General features: G+C 70.1%; 4 protein-coding genes. 3 read left to right on the plus strand and 1 reads right to left on the minus strand.

Annotated features, from left to right (window positions below; all coding sequences use genetic code 11):
• Positions 1-218: 218 nt before the first annotated feature.
• Positions 219-824 (minus strand): hypothetical protein, encoded by a 606-nt coding sequence (locus ACIRD7_RS37060; protein WP_403460297.1) that lies wholly within the window; start codon positions 822-824, stop codon positions 219-221.
• A gap of 282 nt (positions 825-1106) precedes the next feature.
• Between ACIRD7_RS37060 and ACIRD7_RS37065 the strand changes: the two genes are divergently transcribed.
• Genes ACIRD7_RS37065 through ACIRD7_RS37075 form a run of 3 tightly spaced genes read left to right on the plus strand, consistent with a single transcriptional unit; the run spans position 1107 to position 5443 of the window.
• Positions 1107-1757 (plus strand): DUF6338 family protein, encoded by a 651-nt coding sequence (locus ACIRD7_RS37065; RefSeq protein WP_403460298.1) that lies wholly within the window; start codon positions 1107-1109, stop codon positions 1755-1757.
• On the plus strand, positions 1757-1921 hold the full coding sequence (locus ACIRD7_RS37070; RefSeq protein WP_403460299.1) for a hypothetical protein: 165 nt from the start codon (positions 1757-1759) through the stop codon (positions 1919-1921). Before ACIRD7_RS37065 ends, ACIRD7_RS37070 begins: the two co-directional genes overlap by 1 nt.
• A 3-nt stretch (positions 1922-1924) precedes the next feature.
• Positions 1925-5443: a CHAT domain-containing protein gene (locus ACIRD7_RS37075; RefSeq protein WP_403460300.1), complete on the plus strand. Its 3519-nt coding sequence runs from the start codon at positions 1925-1927 to the stop codon at positions 5441-5443.
• Positions 5444-5739: the final 296 nt, after the last annotated feature.

The following is a 5739-nucleotide window of genomic DNA, read 5'->3' on the forward strand; positions in this document are numbered from 1 at the left end:
GAGCGAGTAACTCCCACTCCTGATCGGTGAGTTCATGGCGACGTATCACTTCACCATGATCCACCATCCGATGATCTTTGAAGACGGACCCTAGTGCTGCATGTACGCCCCGGTCTCCGGGCTCGCGCCGTCACCCTGAGAAACGGTACGGCGCTGGGGATCCCAGCCATGGCCGAAGCCTCCAGCGCCGTACACACAGGCCGCGCCCGGAATCGCCGTCAGCAGTTCCTGATGCTCCAGACGGGCGTCCAGTAGTAGCGGGAGTTGGAGCTGTACGGTGCCGGGGTGGCGTCGTAGGCGGATCCGTCCGCACCGTAGAAGATCGCCCTCGTACCGGGGGTCTGATCGTTGATCCACGACCCCCAGCCTCCCCACGGCATGCCACGCTTTCCGCATTCGTACCAGCGCAGGGCGTCGCCGTTGAATCCCTCCTGGCTGTAGGCGCAGAACCAGCCACTGTGGACCTGCCCTTGCAGGCATGGGTCGAACGCGGCCCGGGCGCTGTCGCCGGACGTGAAGTCCCTCGGGTGTTTCTCTCCGGGCAGGGCGACCAGCAGAGTGGCATCCCCGCCGAGGTCGATCTCGTTGAGTGCGACCTGTTTCCCGCCGGTCCGCTTCACATATCGGTCGACCTTCGCCTGGAGCGATGCCGTCTGGGCCTTCGTCAAGTGCGCCTTCGCGGCCTGGTCCGCGAAGGGCCCTCCGGCTCTTGCGGCCGAGACGCTCGTGACGTCGGAGCCCGGCGCGGCGGCGGCAGCAGTCGCCCCGGTTCCGAACAGGAGGGCGGCGGCCGCAGTGACGACCGCGAGTATGGGTATGCGCATGGTGTGTTCCCCCGATTCTGATGCCCCCTCGCATGCCAGGGGGTCAATCTGACTTCAGGGTTGTTCGGGACGCATGGGACGGACAAGTCCGGAATCGGCCACTTCGGTTGAAGCCTGAAACTTGTGTGATGTCGTGTCACCCGATGACCGTCCGCCGAGGCAGGCCGCCTGTAGTGCTGTGCCGCTGCCTCCCAAGAGCCGCGGAAAGGGGTGCTCGGCCGACCGCGGAGACGCAAGCCAGTAGCCTGATTCAACGGAGTCCGTGAGACATGGGGGTGGTGAGTGCAGGCGCCTGCGACAGTCGGGCAGCTCGCTCTGCTCGTCCTTCTGGTGCTGCCTGGGATCACCTATCAGTTCGTCCGGGAACGGCGCCGCGGGCCGGTGCCCGGTGAGCGTGATCTGGGTGAGCGGGTGCTGCGGGCGATCGTCGCGTCCATCGCGCTGGACGCCCTGTACGCCGTGGTGGCGGGGCCGGCGCTGGTTCGCCTGGCTCGGGGCGCCGGCGGCGGCTGGGACGGCTTCGTGGAACGGCCGCGAGTGGTCGGCTTCGTCTCCGTGGTGCTGCTCCTCGTCGTGCCGGCCGTGGCGGCGGTCACCGTTTCCCTGGTGGATCGGCAGCGGCGCAAGGCTCGGTTCCTGCGCACGCCCAGCGCCTGGGACCACGCGTTCCGCGACCGCGAACCGTGCTTCGTGCGCGTGCGGCTCAAGGACGGCAACTGGGCGGGCGGTTGGTACGGCGACCGGTCGTACGCCTCCTCGTACCCCCACCCGGCCGAGCTGTACCTTGAATCGGCGCGCATGATGGGTGCCGACGGCGCGTTCGGCGGGCGCGTGCGCGGGACGGCGGGCCTGCGACTGCGGGCGGAAGACTTCGACGTGCTGGAGTTTGTCGAAGCCGGAGAACCGGCGACCGTGCCGGGGGAGGAGCAATAGTGGCGCACGAACCCGAACTCTCACCCGAACCCGAGCTGTCACCCGAAGAGGCGGCGCTGCTGCAGGAGTCCGCGGATCGCGGCTACACCCCGAAACGTACGGTCGCCGAACCGGACGAGGCGCCCAGCGGCCCGGCCGGCACCTCGAACCGCAACCAGGACTGACGCGTGGGTGGCGGGCCCGCGAACGGCCTGGCCGAGCGGTTCTGGGAGGCGTTCCGCGTGGCCCGGCACAGCGCGGATCCCGCGTCGGTCGAGAAGGCGATAGACCTCGGCCGTGCCGTGCTGGCCGCCGAGGACGTGGCCGAGCGCCACTTGGTGCTGTCCAATCTCGGGGGCCTGCTGCAAACCCGGTACCGCCAGACCGGCGACTTCGAGTTCCTGCAGGAAGCCGTCCGTAACCTCACGGAGGCTTACTTCCTGGTGTACGAAAGCCCGGAGGACTCGGCCAGCTACGCCAACAACATGGGCATGCTGCTGCACACCGCGTTCCAGCAGAACCGGGACCGCGAAACCCTGGCCGACGCGCTGGACTGGAGCCGGGCGGCCGTCGACGAGGAACCGTCCACGAAGAAGGCGTTCTACCTGGGTAACCTCATTGTCGCGCTGCGGACGGCGTTCACCGTTACGAAGGACCTCGCCTGCCTGGCGGAAGCCGTCGAGCACGCACGGGCCGCCGTTGAATGCTCCCCCGACGACGCGCTCACCGCGAGGAGCCTGCACTTCCTCGCCGTCGTCCTGCGCGACTGGGTCCAGGACACCGGGGAGACCGGTGTCATGGAGGAAGCCGTCGACGCCGCGCGGCGAGCGGTGGAGCTCACGCCGGCCGGATCTTCCGACGTGCTCGGCCGGTTGAAGATCCTCGCGGCCCTTCTCGACGACCGCTACCGGGCTCGCGGAGCGCGGGATGATCTGGCCGAACTGCTCTGGGTCCGGCAGACGCTGGTGGCACATACCCCGGTTACCGATCTCCAGCACTCGCAGAACCTCGGCGACCTGACAACCACGGAACGAGCCTGGACCGCGCTCACCGGTGAGCGCGCGAAATCGACCGGCGGCTGGGAACGCGCCGACACCGAAGCCGAGGCGTGCGGCCGGTACGCCGTCGAGTTCAAGCAGACCCGGGACTCCGCCCTGCTCGAGCGGGCGCTCGAGCTCGGGCGCTCGGTGGCCGCGGCGACCCCCGCCGGGCACCCCCACCGCGGTGTGCGGCTGGACCACTTCGCCTCGGCGCTGGCCACCCGCGGTGAAGAGTTCGGGGACCACGCCGCGCTCGCGGAGGCCGTCACCATCGGGCGGGAGGCGGTCGCGTGCACGCCGACGGGCCATCCGCTGCGGGTCCAGTTCATGGGCAACCTCGCCGTCAACCTGAACGCGTTGTTCCACGCGACCGGAGACCTGGCCCACGTCATAGAAGCGATCGACGTCGCTCGCCGTGCCGCCGACGCCACCGCCGGGCAGGGCGACCACCCGCGTTCGCTCGGGATCCTCGCTGTCGTGCTGCACAACCGGTTCCGGGTGACCGGCGAGCTGCAGGTGCTGTCGGAGGCGGTCGACCGCGCGCGGGAGTCCGTCCGCCTCGGTGCGAGCCTGGTCGCCGGGCAGGCACAGCGGCTCTCCAATCTTGGCGCCATCCTGTCCGACTGGTTCAGCAGGACGGGCGAGGCAAGTGTGCTTGACGAGGCGATCGACGCGCACCGCGCGGCCACGGATGTGACGGCGGACGACGACCCGGACCGGGCAGTACGGCTGGCCAATCTCGGCGGTGTGCTGGGGATCGCGTACGAGAAGTTCGGCGACCGGAACGCCTTGCGGGACGCGGTCGCAGCACGTCGCGCGTCCGTGGCCGCGACTCCCGAGGACAACCCGCACTGGCCCGGGTACACCGCGAACCTGGCCGCCGCGCTTGCGGACTGGTGCACGAACCCGGTCGCGCCAGCCGTCGCGCGGCGGGAGCCGCCGGATCCGCAGGTCCTCGCCGAGGCGGTCGGCCTGGCCCGAAGTGCGGCGCGGAGGGCCGGGCAGGACGCCTATTCCCGGGCGGGTTTACTGACCCGCGTCGCCAACGTGCTGGCGCTCGGCTTCCGGCACCTCGGCGACGCCGACGCGCTGACCGAGGCGCTCGGCTGCTACCGGGAGGCCGCGGCGTCTGCCGGATCGCCGGCGGAGAGACGAGCGGAAGCGGCGGACAGGTGGGGTGTTCTGGCAGCCGAAGCCGGGCAGTTCGATGTGGCCGCCGAAGGGTACGCCACCGCGGTCCGGCTGCTGCCCCGGCTCGCCGGGCGCCGCCTGGGCCGCGAGGACGCCCAGTACTGGCTCGGCCGATTCGCCGGGGTCGCCGCCGACGCCGCCGCGTGTGCGCTGGCCGCCGGCGACGAGGTGAGCGCGGTCACCCTGCTCGAATCCGGGCGCTGCGTGCTCGCCGCCCAGGCACTCGACAGCCGCGGCGATCTTTCCGAACTGCGCGAGCGGGCACCCGAGTTGGCCGAGCGCTTCCGGACCCTCACCGCGGAGTTCGAAACCGACACCACGAGCGACCGCGTGATCCTCGCCGACGAGCTCGACGCGGTGACCGACCGGATCCGCGCGCTGCCCGGGATGGGGCGGTTCCTACGGCCCCCGCTGCTCACCGACCTCACCGCGCAGGCGCACGAGGGCCCGATCGTGTACGTCAACGTCAGCCGGCACCGGTGTGACGCGCTGATCATCACTCCGGACGGGGTCCGGTCACGCGCGTTGGACGGGCTGAGCGAAGAGACAGTGAGCCACCGAGTACGCGCTCTGCACACCGCGTTCACGGAGGGGCGGCTGGCCGCCGAGCAGGCGATCCATGACACGCTCGAGTGGCTGTGGGACACCGTCGCGGGCCCTGTGCTCGGCGAACTGGGGCTGACGGCGAAACCGGCTGCGGATGGTCCGTTGCCAAGGATCTGGTGGGCCCCGGTCGGTTCGCTCAGCCTGCTCCCCCTGCACGCGGCGGGTCACCACCGCGACGGCGGACCCGTGCTCTTCGACCGCGTCGTCTCCTCAACAACGCCAACGATCCGCGCTCTGGGTCACGCCCGCGCCGGCCGCCGCGACGACCGGAACGAGCCGCGGCTGCTGGTGGTCGCCATGCCGCACACTCCGGACGCCCCGGACCTGCCTGGCGCACAGGCAGAAGCCGACCACCTGGCCGCTCTCATTCCCGGCGCCACGGTTCTGGTCGGCGCGGACGCGACTCGTGACGCCGTTCTCGACGCCTTGCCGGCCAGTGGTTGGGCACACTTCGCCTGCCACGGGTACAGCGACCCGGACAACCCTTCGGACAGCCACCTGGCGCTGCACGACCACGACCGCGCGCCGCTTCGGGTGCTGGACCTTTCCCGGCTGCGCCTGCGGAACGCGGAGTTCGCGTTCCTCTCGGCCTGTGACACGGCCCGCACCACCGCGCGCCTGTCCGACGAGGCGATCCACCCGTTGGCGGCTTTTCAGATAGCCGGGTTCTCCCAGGTAGTCGGCACGCTCTGGCGCGTCGACGACGCCGTGGCACCAGCCTTCAGTCAGCAGATCTACGACGAGTTGATCGCGCATCGATCCGGTGCGTTGTGCGCGTCGGCGGCGGTCCATCGCACGGTCAGACAGCTCAGGACGAAGTATCCGAACCTGCCATCGGTGTGGGCCGCACACGTCCACGCGGGCGCCTGATTACATGGGACCGTCCCGCTGGCCTCGCCGACGCATGGGACGACTACGAGGTCTGGGTCGAGAGCTGGGGCGAGATCCTCGACGCCGCAGAGAAGAAGCTGCGGTTCTTCGGTGGCTCCACTTTGCCCCGCCTGGTGTGCAACCACCGGATGAATCTTGGCACGATCCTCACCCCCCGACTCCTGCCCAACTAACCGTACCGATAGGGGCGTTCGGGGGGGGGGGGGGGGGGGGGGGGGCAATTCGACCCCACGGCGCACGGTTTTGTTGACGCGGGTCCGTTATCAAATAAAAAG

Origin of the sequence: Streptomyces sp. NPDC093568 (assembly GCF_044764945.1) — a bacterium.
Lineage (GTDB): Bacteria > Actinomycetota > Actinomycetes > Streptomycetales > Streptomycetaceae > Streptomyces.